Origin of the sequence: Stenotrophomonas sp. FR010 (assembly GCF_047520755.2) — a bacterium.
In the GTDB taxonomy this organism is placed as follows: Bacteria; Pseudomonadota; Gammaproteobacteria; order Xanthomonadales; family Xanthomonadaceae; genus Stenotrophomonas; species Stenotrophomonas sepilia.
This window is the reverse complement of the sequence record NZ_JAXBQT020000002.1, coordinates 275,548-283,004: the sequence shown is the minus strand read 5'-3', so window position 1 is coordinate 283,004 and position 7,457 is coordinate 275,548. Positions and strand designations below refer to the sequence as shown.

Here is a 7,457-nt window from a genome sequence, read left to right as displayed (position 1 = left end):
ATGAGGTTGCCGGCCAGCGGCCGGCACTACCGGCCGCAGCCAACCGATGTTCTGTAGCGTCGAGCCATGCTCGACTGCTTTTCGATCAGGCGTCGCGGCGTTGGAGCGAAGTGCAGTCGAGCATGGCTCGACGCTACAGAGACCTCAATCGCTGCAGCCGCCGCCGTCACCGCTGCCACCGTCGCTGCTGCAGTCGGAGCTGCTGTGACTGTGATGGCTGTAGCTGTCGCCGGATTGGCCGCCCGGATGATCGTAGCCACCGCCGAAACTGTTGTCGCCCCGGATCCCGGAGCCATCGGCCGTAGCCACCGCCATGCACAGGATGGCGCCGACCAGGGGAAGCAGCCAGACCATCAGCAACTGCACCGTCCGACCGCCCGTCGACAGCCCATCACGCCTGCCGATCACCACGGTAGCCACCACGTTCAAGCCCAGCACCAGCAGGACCAGCAGAAGGGCAACGATCAGCATTCGGCGACACCATGCCTGGACTGGGGGCATTATGGCCTGCCACCCCGGCAATGGCCCTGCCTGTCATGAAGATGGGACAATGTGGGGGTGTGCCGGCCTGCCCCTGGCCGCCGGCGCCCCTCGCACCACACGGAAGAAGAAGAACAACAACATGCTGAAAGTCATTTTCGATACCGACCCGGGCGTCGACGACGCCCTGGCCCTGCTGTACCTGCACAAGCACGCCCAGATCGACCTGATCGGCGTCACCACCACCTTCGGCAATGCCTCGGTGGAGTCGACCACGCACAACGCGCTGTACCTGAAGCAGGCCTGGGGCTTCGCCGCCCCGGTCGCGCGCGGTGCCGATGGCCCGCTGCAGCCGGAAGCCACCCCGGAAGCCTGGCCGGTGCACATCCACGGCCACAACGGCCTGGGCAACCACCCGGTGCCGGCCAGCCTGGACGTGACCGCCGATGACCGCCCGGCCCACCAGCTGATCATCGATCTGGTCCGCGCCCATCCGGGCGAAGTGACCCTGGTCGCGGTCGGCCGCATGACCAACCTGGCCCTGGCCCTGCAGCAGGCCCCGGACATCGCCGGCCTGGTACGCGGCGTGGTGATCATGGGCGGCGCCTTCCACGTCAACGGCAACATCACCCCGGCCGCCGAGGCCAACATCTGGGGCGATGCCGAAGCGGCCGACGTGGTGTTCACCGCCAGCTGGCCGGTCACCGCGATCGGCCTGGACGTGACCACCCGCGTGGAAATGGACCGTGACGGCCTGGATAAGCTGGCCGCCATCGGCGGTGCCGACGCCGAGCTGGTCCGTGCGCTGTCGCAGGATTACGTCGACTTCTACCTGCAGGCCGGCCACAAGGGCATGGTCGTGCACGACTGCTGCGCATGCATCGCGCTGACCCGCCCGGAACTGTTCCAGTTCGAGCGCGCCAGCGTGCGTGTGGCCACCGACGGCGTCGCCCGCGGCATGACCATTCCCAAGCCGGAAGGCCTGGCATTCGGCCCCAGCGTGTGGGACGGCCACGTGGTGCAGTCGATCGCCATCGGTGTGGATGCGGCCGCGGTACTGGCCGACATCGAGCAGACCCTGACGGTCTGACCGGCTAGCGCTTGGCCCTGCCCGGGACCGTCTCGGGCAGGGTCCACAGCACCGGCAGCACCAGCACCGCCACCAGTGCGATCATCGCGCCCGGCGCCGCCGCCCAGCCGCTGCGCTCCACCCACCATTGCGCCAGCCACGGCGTTGCCCCGCCGAAGAAGGCAGTGGCCATGGTTACCCCCAGTGCGAGACCGCTGACCCGGCCTTCGCCGGGGAACTGCTCAGCCGTGGCCGGGGCGGCCACCGCGCTTACACCGCCGGCCACGCAGGCCAGCAGCACCGCAGCCAGCACGATGCCCAGCGCCGTTGCCTGTGCCATCCACGCAAACAGGGACAGCGGCAGCAGCGCTGCCAGCACGGTCAGGCCCAACAACACCGGCCGTCGTCCGACCCGGTCCGACAATGCGCCACACAGGGGCGTGATCGCAATCACTGCCACCGCCGCGATCGTCGACAGCCACAGTGCGTCACCCTCATCGTGGCCCTGCGCGTGCAGGAATGCAGGCACATAGGTGATGCCCACGTAGTAGGTGATCGATCCCAGCGCCGAAATCGCGAACGTGCGCGCCACCGCCAACGGATGATGCTGCAGCACATGCCGCAGCGGTGTGGCGGGAATGCTGCCTTCGCGGCGCTGGCGCTCGAACTCCGGCGACTCGTGCATGCCCGAACGCGCAATCAGGATCACCAGCGCAAGCGCAGCGCCGACGAGGAACGGAATCCGCCAGCCCCAGCTGTCCAGCTGCGGTGTGGGCAGCAGCGCGACGGTAAGTGCAGAGATCGCCACCGCCAGCAGTGCGCCCACTTCGCTGGCCGCCGAAGCCAATGACGTAACCAGGCCGCGTCGGCGCGCCGGTGCGCTTTCCAGCAGGTACGCCACCACGCCGGTATATTCGCCGCCCACCGAGAACGCCATCACGCAGCGCAGCACCAGCAGCAGCACGCCGGCCGTGGCGCCTGCGGTGGCCGCGGTCGGCAGCAGCGCGGTGGCCAGCATTGCCGCTGCCATCAACGCCATCGACGCAAGCAACATCCATCGCCGGCCGAGCCGGTCACCCAGGTGACCAAAGCACAGCGCGCCCAGCGGACGCATCAGGTAGGACACGGCGAATCCGGCCAAGGTGACCAGCAGCGCCTGCTCGCCACCGCCGAAGAACACCCGCGACAGCACCGTGGCGAAGTACAGGTACAGGGTGAAGTCGTACCACTCCACCACCGTGGACAGGCCGGCCACCCACATAGAGCGCTGTCGCGCCACAGTCATCGCGTATTCGCCTTCAACAGCCTCGATCCCGGTTGGGCAGGTTCGGCGCAGCGTGGCATGGATGGGGTGAAATACCGGTCATCGGCTATCGGTTGCCTGCATGTACTGGGCTTCATGGCCGCTGAAGCGCTCACTGTCAAAGCCGAAGCAGAAGCGTCCTTGCTGGAACACAAGGCCGAGCAACTCAGCCCGGCAGCTGCAGCTCCGCCCGCAGGCCGCCGCCCTCGCGGTTGTGCAACCGCAGCGAGCCACCCAGCGACTGCGCCAGCTGCACCGCGATGGCCAGTCCCAGGCCGGTCCCTCCGGTATCGCGGTTGCGCGAGCTTTCCAGCCGGTGGAACGGCGCCAGCACTGCCTGCAGCTGGTCCTCGGGAATGCCGGGGCCACGGTCGGAAATGCTGATCCACACCCTTCCGGCCTCATCGCGGCCCGCCTCGATCTCGGCAGCGCCGGCGTAGCGCAATGCGTTGTCGACCAGATTGCCGACCACCCGGCGCAGCGGCTGCGGCCAGGTCTGTACGACCTGCCCAGCGGGCGCACCGCCAGTGACCGGCTTGCCCATGTCCTCGTAGTCGCCGACCACACTGGCCAGGAACGCGCCCAGGTCCATCGACACCGGCGCGCCAGCGGCGACGTGGCTGCTGCGCGCATAGGCGACGCCCTCGCGCACCAGTTGCCCGAGGTGATCGAGATCATTCAGCAGGCGCTGCTGGGTAGCGTCTTCCGGCAAGGTCTCCACCCGAAGCTTCATGCGCGTGATGGGGGTCTGCAGGTCATGCGAGATCGCGGCCAGGATCTGCAGGCGTTCACTGACATGGCCACGAATGCGTGCCTGCAGTGCATTGAGTGCGGCCGCCGCGCCGCTTACTTCCGCAGGGCCATCTTCAGGCAGTGCAGGCCCGTCCTTGCCCGGCTGCAGATGCTCCACCGCATGCGACAGCTGCTGCAGCGGGCGCAGGGCCAGGCGCACAGCCAGCCACGCGCACACCAGCAGCAGCGCCAGCTGCGCCAGCAGCACGGCGGGCAGCCAACGTGCCAGCGGCAGGCCCGACGGGGTGACTTCAATGGTCAAGGGTGTGCCGTCGTGCAGGCGCAGTTCCACCTCAAACCGCTCCGGCAGGCGAGCCACCTGGCGCGCCTGCAACCGATAGCGGTGCCGCAGGCTGTCGTCGATGATCGCCGTGACCTGGCGCGCACGATCGGTCTGCAGCCCCGGCCCGGGCGCGGCTGGACGCAACAGGTAGCGGTAAGTGCGTCGTTCCAACCGTGGTACCCAGGCATCGCGCTGGTCTGCGGGCAGGTGCTCCAGCAGTGCGACACTCACCGCCACATCCTCGTCGAGGTTGCGCAGCATCATGCTGCGGGTGGACTGGTAGCGTTCGAAAAAGAGCAAGCCGAAGGACAGCGCGTGGGCCAGGGTGAGTCCGCCCAGCAGGACCAGCAGCAGCCGCGCCGACAGCGTGCGCGGCCAGCGTGGACGGCGTGCGCCGGTGCTCATTCGTCCGGCCCCAGCAACTGCACCGGCACGCTGAACACATAGCCTTCGCTGCGCACGGTCTTGATGTAAGTCGGCTCGCGCGCGTCGTCACCCAGTCGCTGGCGCACGCGGCTGACCAGCAGGTCAATCGAGCGATCGAACAGTTCTGCATCGCGGCCCTGGGTGAGGCTGAGCAGCTGGTCGCGGCTGAGCACCCGATTGGCGTGGTCGAGGAACACGCGCAACAGGCGGAACTCGGCGCCGCTGAGCGGATACGCGGTCCCCTGTGCGTCCAGCAAGTGGCGCGCGGTGGTATCCAGGCGCCACTCGCCGAAGGCGAGCTGGCGCCCGGCCTCGCTCACCTGCAGGTTCGGCGGCAGCATCTGCGTGCGACGGATCACCGCATTGATGCGTGCCAGCAGCTCGCGCGAAGAAAAGGGCTTGGTCACGTAGTCGTCAGCGCCCATTTCCAGGCCGATGATGCGATCGGTTTCGTCATCGCGGGCGGTCAGCAGCACGACCGGCACCGCGCGATGCTTGCCGGCGCGCAGGTTGCGGCACAGGCTCAGGCCGTCCTCGCCTGGCATCATCACGTCCAGCACCACCAGATCCACCGCATGGGTATCCATCAGCGCGCGCATGGCCCGGCCACCGTCGGCCTGGCTGACACGCAAACCGTTGCGCAGCAGGTAGTCGGCCAGCATCTGGCGGATCTCGCTGTCATCGTCGACGACCAGGATGTGCGGTACATGGTTCATTGCGTTCTCGATGAAGACGGAGGTCAGGGCCGCGCTGCGCGGCCATGGTAGCGCGGCTCAAGGGCTGGCCAGCAGGCGCTGGATCTCGCTTTCGGTACGTGCGTAGTCGCCCTCGCCGTAATGGCGGTAGACCACCCGCCCCTGCCGGTCGAGCAGGTACAGTGCGGGCCAGAAGCGGTTGCCCCAGGCGTTCCAGATCCGGTACTGGTTGTCCTGCACCACCGGCCAGGTGATGTCCAACCGTGCGATGGCCTTGCGCACGTTGCCGGGCAGCCCTTCATGGGCGAACTCCGGCGTATGCACGCCGATCACCTTCAGGCCCTGCGACGCGTACCTGGCATTCCACTGGTGGACATACGGCGCCACGTTGAGGCAGTTGCTGCAGGTATAGGTCCAGAACTCGACCAGCACCACCTGCCCCCGCAACTGCTTCAGTGTGAGCGGTGGGCTGTTGTGCCAGGGCCCGACACCGTCGAACCCGGCAGCGGGAAGGGCCTGTGCCGGCTGCGCATCGGCCTCCGGGTTGGGCCAGGCCAGCAACAACGCTGCTCCGCCGAGCAGGCCCAGCAGCAACGGCAGTGCGTACCCTCGCAGTGCGGTCATCGTTCAGCCCCCCTGCTCGGCCAACGGCAGTTCAGCGGGCTTCACCCCTGCCGCCTCCAGGATGCTGTCGGCTACCTGCGCCGGATGCGAAAGCAGCGACACATGGCTGCTCCCGATCGATTGCAGCTGTGCACCGATGCGACGTGCGGTCGCGGCCTGCAGCTGTGGCGACAGCATGCGGTCATCACGGCTGAGCACGTACCAGCTCGGCTTGCTGCGCCAGGCCGCCATGTTCACCACCTCGCCCAGCGCGCTGGCCTTCAACGGGACCTGCGTGCTGTACAGCAGTGCTGCCGACTTTTTCATTACGTCCGGCGCGAAGTCCTGGGCGATGGCATCGGCCGGCAACGTCAGGTAGCCATCCCTCTCCTGCAGCCGGGCCAGGCCCGGCCCGACCGGGAAGCCTTCGCCCTGTTGCGCCGAAGACTGACCTGCATCCGGTGCGAAGGCCGCCACGTACACCAGCGCCTGCACCTTCGGGTCATTGCCCGCTTCGGTGATGACCGTGCCACCCCAGCTGTGGCCGACCAGCACCACCTTGCCGGGCGCGGCGGCAATCGCGCGGCGGGTGGCGGCCACATCGTCGGCCAACGACGTGAGCGGGTTCTGCACCGCCACCGCCGGCAGCTTCCAGTCATGCAGGGTGCTGATGACCTTGCTCCAGCTGGAGCCGTCGGCGAAGGCACCATGCACCAGGATGACGGTGGGCGGTGCAGCGGTATCGGCCTGGGTGGCGAAGGCCGGGGCGGCAGCTCCGGCCAGGGCGAGAGCGGCGGCAAGCGAGGAGATACGGATCATGGGTGACACTCCGGTGTTGGGAGTGGCCATTTCCGCCTGCCGGTGTATCGGCGCTGTTTCTTCGCGGCGCGGAGTTGTAACGGACTGTAGGGCGCAGGCGGGTTTCTACAGTGGGATACATTCGCGCGCCGGTCCTGGCCGGGCGCTTTCGGGTGGATATCGCTGCCCGCACGCGGGCGCGCAACGCCCCGATGCGCATCAGCGCATCGTCTTTGTATCTGACTGTACGAAACCCCGGCCGCGACCACAGTCGCTGACAAAACCCCGGGCAACGGCACACGTTGCCGATACCTGCGCCGCCTGGAATGGCTTCCATCGACCACTGGCCCGCAGGACACCACCATGATCAGCACCGCTTCTTCCGTGTATACGCCCCGCCTGGACGCCGTCGGCCGCTGGCTCTCGCCGTTGGCGCTGCGCACCCTGCTGGCCTGGGAGTTCTTTGAATCCGGCCGCGAGAAGCTGGGCGGCCAGAACTGGTTCGCCGACTTGGAAGGCCGCTTCCCGTTCCCGTTCTCCACACTGCCCGCGTCGCTGAACTGGCAGCTGGCCACGTGGCTGGAACTGGTGGGTGCAGTGATGCTGCTGCTCGGCCTGGCCACGCGCTCGGTGGCCTACGTGTTCTGGGTACTCACCATCGTTGCCATCGCCGCCGTGCACTGGCCCGACCAATGGAACGGCCTGGGTGAACTCTGGCAGGGCTATGCGATCACCGACCAGGGCTACGGCAACTTCAAGCTGCCGTTGCTGTTCCTGGCCATGCTGCTGCCACTGATCCTCAACGGCGGTGGCGCACTCAGCGTGGACCGGCTGCTGGCCGGCCCCGGCCGTGCCACGGCAGGCAATGACGGCCTGGGTTGGGGCGTCAGCCTGATCGCCCTGCTGCTGCCGGTTGCCGCGCTGTTGCCCGGCATCGGCTTCGGCGGTGCCCTGCTCGGCGGTGTGCTGCTGCTGGGCCATCTGCTGCGCTGTCGCCGCGCCGCCTGA

General features: G+C 67.9%; 8 protein-coding genes. 2 read left to right on the top strand and 6 right to left on the bottom strand.

Annotated features, from left to right (window positions below):
- Positions 1 to 144: 144 nt before the first annotated feature.
- A complete protein-coding gene (locus ACM0PK_RS03675) occupies positions 145 to 471 on the bottom strand; it encodes a hypothetical protein (RefSeq protein ID WP_353761868.1) in 327 nt (108 codons plus the stop codon).
- A 151-nt stretch (positions 472 to 622) separates the two neighbouring features.
- Here ACM0PK_RS03675 and ACM0PK_RS03670 point away from each other — a divergent pair, with 151 nt between their 5' ends.
- Complete coding sequence (locus ACM0PK_RS03670; protein WP_111201217.1) at positions 623 to 1,570, top strand: nucleoside hydrolase; 948 nt, start codon at positions 623 to 625, stop codon at positions 1,568 to 1,570.
- A gap of 4 nt (positions 1,571 to 1,574) precedes the next feature.
- On the opposite strand, the gene ACM0PK_RS03665 is transcribed toward ACM0PK_RS03670, so the two are convergent.
- From ACM0PK_RS03665 to ACM0PK_RS03645, 5 genes are all read right to left on the bottom strand, one after another.
- Positions 1,575 to 2,834 (bottom strand): MFS transporter, encoded by a 1,260-nt coding sequence (locus ACM0PK_RS03665; RefSeq protein WP_061479175.1) that lies wholly within the window; start codon positions 2,832 to 2,834, stop codon positions 1,575 to 1,577.
- A 184-nt stretch (positions 2,835 to 3,018) separates the two neighbouring features.
- Complete coding sequence (locus ACM0PK_RS03660; protein WP_414607551.1) at positions 3,019 to 4,332, bottom strand: sensor histidine kinase; 1,314 nt, start codon at positions 4,330 to 4,332, stop codon at positions 3,019 to 3,021.
- On the bottom strand, positions 4,329 to 5,069 hold the full coding sequence (locus tag ACM0PK_RS03655; RefSeq protein WP_111201165.1) for a response regulator: 741 nt from the start codon (positions 5,067 to 5,069) through the stop codon (positions 4,329 to 4,331). The genes ACM0PK_RS03660 and ACM0PK_RS03655 overlap by 4 nt, the downstream gene beginning before the upstream one ends.
- Before the next feature lie 57 nt (positions 5,070 to 5,126).
- Positions 5,127 to 5,672, bottom strand: a complete 546-nt coding sequence (locus ACM0PK_RS03650) for a redoxin family protein (RefSeq protein ID WP_414607552.1) — start codon at positions 5,670 to 5,672, stop codon at positions 5,127 to 5,129.
- A gap of 3 nt (positions 5,673 to 5,675) precedes the next feature.
- Entirely contained in the window at positions 5,676 to 6,470 is a 795-nt protein-coding gene (locus ACM0PK_RS03645) for an alpha/beta fold hydrolase (RefSeq protein ID WP_414607553.1), read from the bottom strand.
- Positions 6,471 to 6,812: 342 nt separating this feature from the next.
- Here ACM0PK_RS03645 and ACM0PK_RS03640 point away from each other — a divergent pair, with 342 nt between their 5' ends.
- On the top strand, positions 6,813 to 7,457 hold the full coding sequence (locus ACM0PK_RS03640) for an HvfX family Cu-binding RiPP maturation protein (RefSeq protein WP_019659348.1): 645 nt from the start codon (positions 6,813 to 6,815) through the stop codon (positions 7,455 to 7,457).

Bases quoted from the DNA above. Each gene is read 5' to 3' on its own strand.
- ACM0PK_RS03650 (WP_414607552.1), bottom strand. From the start codon at position 5,672: ATGACCGCACTGCGAGGGTACGCACTGCCGTTGCTGCTGGGCCTGCTC.
- ACM0PK_RS03660 (WP_414607551.1), bottom strand. From the start codon at position 4,332: ATGAGCACCGGCGCACGCCGTCCACGCTGGCCGCGCACGCTGTCGGCG.
- ACM0PK_RS03655 (WP_111201165.1), bottom strand. From the start codon at position 5,069: ATGAACCATGTACCGCACATCCTGGTCGTCGACGATGACAGCGAGATC.
- ACM0PK_RS03665 (WP_061479175.1), bottom strand. From the start codon at position 2,834: ATGACTGTGGCGCGACAGCGCTCTATGTGGGTGGCCGGCCTGTCCACG.
- ACM0PK_RS03670 (WP_111201217.1), top strand. From the start codon at position 623: ATGCTGAAAGTCATTTTCGATACCGACCCGGGCGTCGACGACGCCCTG.
- ACM0PK_RS03640 (WP_019659348.1), top strand. From the start codon at position 6,813: ATGATCAGCACCGCTTCTTCCGTGTATACGCCCCGCCTGGACGCCGTC.
- ACM0PK_RS03675 (WP_353761868.1), bottom strand. From the start codon at position 471: ATGCTGATCGTTGCCCTTCTGCTGGTCCTGCTGGTGCTGGGCTTGAAC.
- ACM0PK_RS03645 (WP_414607553.1), bottom strand. From the start codon at position 6,470: ATGATCCGTATCTCCTCGCTTGCCGCCGCTCTCGCCCTGGCCGGAGCT.